Raw genomic sequence first — 3,597 nt, forward strand, 5'->3', positions numbered from 1 at the left:
AAGCACTAAGGGTATACCGAAACAAGGATACGATCGAGAAGTCTTTTGATGACTTGAAGAATCAGCTGGACATGAAACGCCTGCGCATTCACAGTGCTGCTTCTATGGATGGCAGACTCTTTGTTCAGTTCATTGCCTTGATCCTTATGAGTGCTTTGAGAAAGAAAATGCGTGATACAAAACTCATAGAGAAATACACCGTCCGAGAACTCCTTCTCGAGATGGAAACATTAACTCAGGTACGATATTCAGGCAAGTACGGTCATATCCTTACTGAGATTACCAAGCCACAACGCGAAATACTCCAGAGTCTGAAGATTCAACCAAAGACATAGGTATAATTTGTCCGGGAAATTAGGTTGGAAACTACTTCCGATATCGGAAGTAACTTCTGCCCCCGGAAGTACTTCTTCTGGAGAAAATCAGTGACAGACTCAGTTTTTGCAGAGTCGTTGTTGTTCGTGGTACGTGGTTCGTGGTTGGAGGGATTCCGTGGTTGCAGTTTCGAAAGGACAAGGTTATGCTGGTTCGAAGTTGAACATTGCACCGTTCGCCGGTGAGAATCGTGAAGCGATAGTATCAAGATTCCGACCAGGAGCTTTGTCGGAATGACGAAATCTAGCCTTTTCGTGTTTTCGGAATAACCGTTAGTTGTCATCCCGGACTTGATCCGGGATCTGGTTCCAAGAACGAACAACCTGGACGCATAGCGTCGGAACGAAGAACCGGTCTTCTCGACGGGGACGGGGGACCGTTGATGGGCAACGTTGTCTTCATCAGCGATCAGCGAGTCTTCGTTCTTAAGCGTTCAGCGGTTCCTAGCCCAAGAAGCGGAACTTACCTCTGCAAAGCAAAGACTGGCTTCTGAATCCTCCCGCTGAAAGCGGCATCACTTCCTGGGATGATTTCCCCAGCATCACTTCCTCGCGCCAGCGATTCTCACTTCCCAACGTAGTCGGCCTCGCCTCCTAGTGAAGCCAGCATTGCGTTCACTCTCTTTCCACTGCTCCTATTCATGGGTCAACGATGTATAATTCCGTTATCAAGCAGTCATTTGCTGTGTCTTGCATTCTTCTGAGGTCGATTGATTCTTATTAAGCACTCACTAATACGAAGGGGGTGCTACAATGCGTAGAGCGTTTTTCGTTCTGATTATCCTGTCTGTGGCAATGATCTTTCTTACGAGTTGTCCAAGCGTAAAATACTCTCTTACAGTTCAGATAGGCGGCAGTGGAACTACAGATCCAACTGCAGGAGTTCACGAATTCACGAGGAACAAAATCGTTGCTGTGAAAGCGTATCCGGACAACGGTTGGGAGTTTGAATCCTGGGAAGGCGAAGTAGCGTCGCCCGACTCAACCACAACAGCAGTCACGATGGACAAAAGCAAGACAATCAAAGCAGTTTTCGTTGAAGATCGAGTAGCAAGCATAATTGACAAACTAGACCCGTACAACCCGGTTTCATTCAGTTGTGGCGAAGAACTCATACCTCTTGTGAACAGCAAGATTCAGAAATTCCTGGCTCTTTTGGAAAGCAGTGACCCACTGGAACGTTGGGCCGCAGCTTACGCCTTTCAACGAAATCTTCTGGATGAATCCACTCTTGACAGTCTCGAAGAATACCTTCAAGATGACAACAAGACTATCAGAGCACTTATAGCTGTGGCCTTTCTATTGAATGGAGATGACTCAGGAAAGCCTGTACTGGAGAGTTTGCTGACTGAAGACACGCCTATGATGTACAGCGTACCGCCGGTACTGCTTTCAGATTTTGCTGAAGTCATACTCAATGCCTATTATCCCGTCGAATATCCATTAGCAGGCTTTTCTCCTCAGACAACGTCCGCCTCTGGCGGACCCTGCGACTACACTGTCACGGTAACCATTGTTTTCCATGGTGAAGGCGCCTCAGAGACTCAGGTCGAGTCATGGGAGACTGACGCTGAAGCCATCTGGAATGGACCGAGCGGTTCTCGAGAATGGGGTGACGGCTGTTGCACAGTTACGTTCGACTTTGACTTCTCGGTTCTTGCTGAAGGTGCAGAACCACCTGATGACGCACATGTTGTGGAAGTCAAGAAGGTAAAAGGAAGCCACACTTCGTGGGTAGCTACTCCACTGCCGACTCCAGGATCGACTGAAACAACCACGGGTGAATGGGACAATCTGGATACTGGACCCGTCATCGCCCATGAAGTTGGCCATATGATGGGTCTAGACGATGAATACCACACAGATGACGAAGGAAATTATGTAAACGACAACCCTCAACCCGCGGGCAGTCCGCCAAGCATAATGGCGCAGACCTGGGGTGGAGCACAACCCCTGACTGAACATCTGGATGCGATAATGGAGGCCGCTGGCATCGAGTGCGACTGCGATTACACCCTCACTGTTGAGCCCTCTCATGACATCAACATAGCTCCCGGATCGCATACCGTAACTGTCACAGTGACGCGAAAGGACGGAACGCCGGCAAAGAACTGTGATCTGGAGCTAAACATAACAGGACTCCATCCCAAGACAGATGTTAAACTGAAAACAGATGACACTGGAAAAACCGGCTACACGTACCAGTGTGTCGTGAAGGGGCATACTGGCACAGATTCCATAGACGTGACAGGAAAATGCGGCGCGATTGGCAATGCAATCAAAGAGTGGATCGCATTGTGGGACCTCTTCCCATTCGGTATCGACCCTTATGACGGCCAGAAGGATTATCCATATTCGATGCCGCTGCTAATCGTCTATGGAATCGAGCCGACTGAAGCTCTCGAAGCGGAGAATTTGGCGTTCAACGTTTCGGTATTTATGGGACCGGATACGCTCTTCGCAACACAGACATCGCAAACCGAGATCGATACGGGCCTTCATCTCGAGCCCGGAAGCGACTTCTTGATTGAGATTGTCCCCGTTGCCCTTCCAGATGCCGAAGGAACGCCAACAACGATTGAATTCTCAACTGCTCCGGTTGATTAATCAAAAGGCGCGTGTTTGAGAAATTATTTAACCTGTCAGCAACAGCTAGACCGGTTGACTTTAACGAATTCTCATGATAGAATTAATACTGAAGACGCTTTCGGAGCGTCTTTTTTCTTGACTTTATCACTTGAACTCATAAAACAGAGAAGATAGCGACTCAAACCCGCATGGTTTCGTAGGCGCTATTTTTTTGTCTATATTTTGTAGTGGTAACTAATGATAAGTTGGATTTAAGTAATGATTATACAATTACTTGCTTTTGGAAGGTATTCTATGGTATTAGGTAGTCATGTTTGTTTGTTTATAAAACCCACGAAATCTAAGAACTTTACATATGCTCAGTTAGTTGAATCTTACCGTGACGAAGAAGGAAAGAATCGTCACAGGGTTATCTTTAACCTTGGAAGAGTAGAGGACAATCCTTCTTTGCTCAGAATTGGACAAAGGTTGGTAGAGCTTGCTAGTGGAAAGAAGGTTTGTTCTATTGAAGATTTACAAGGAGAAGAGGTCCTTGGTTGGGGACATGTCATATACAGTGAAGATCGATGCCGCGAACAAGCGTGGAGGAAAGAAATATCTCAAACAGATAAACGCAGACAATGCCAAGTGGGTT

At 47.1% G+C, this 3,597-nt stretch carries 1 protein-coding gene and 1 pseudogene; both read left to right on the forward strand.

Features of this window, described 5'->3' with window-relative positions:
* A pseudogene (locus Q502_RS05345) lies at positions 1-335 on the forward strand (transposase); the annotation flags it as partial.
* A 792-nt stretch (positions 336-1,127) separates the two neighbouring features.
* On the forward strand, positions 1,128-2,981 hold the full coding sequence (locus Q502_RS05350) for an InlB B-repeat-containing protein (protein ID WP_102818844.1): 1,854 nt from the start codon (positions 1,128-1,130) through the stop codon (positions 2,979-2,981).
* Positions 2,982-3,597 lie beyond the last annotated feature (616 nt).

The organism is Mesotoga sp. Brook.08.YT.4.2.5.2. (genome assembly GCF_003351125.1).
In the GTDB taxonomy this organism is placed as follows: domain Bacteria; phylum Thermotogota; class Thermotogae; order Petrotogales; family Kosmotogaceae; genus Mesotoga.

Coding starts and splice junctions, on each gene's coding strand:
- Q502_RS05350 (WP_102818844.1), top strand. CDS start 1,128: ATGCGTAGAGCGTTTTTCGTTCTGATTATCCTGTCTGTGGCAATGATC.